Below are 226 nucleotides of genomic sequence, written 5' to 3' on the forward strand. Positions count from 1 at the left end.
AAATGTGGGTTGTTAGTAAGGAGTCTTCTAACTATCTGAAATTGGTGAAATTGACACATTTGTACGGGACAGAAACGTATAGCTTGTAAAAGTCCTACATGCCCATCACACACCACTGCTTTTATCACAGTTCCACGCTCCGCAATATACCGAAGTCCATCAAGATAATCTCTGTTAGTTTCGTTTTTGACAAACTTGCGATAGAGTATTTTGCCTGATGAAGCAT

Annotated in this window: 1 pseudogene; it reads right to left on the reverse strand. The window is 39.4% G+C overall.

The window, feature by feature from the left end:
• Positions 1–226: pseudogene (locus X919_RS17210) on the reverse strand (transposase); the annotation flags it as partial.

Origin of the sequence: Prevotella sp. HJM029 (assembly GCF_000599605.1) — a bacterium.
Lineage (GTDB): Bacteria > Bacteroidota > Bacteroidia > Bacteroidales > Bacteroidaceae > Prevotella.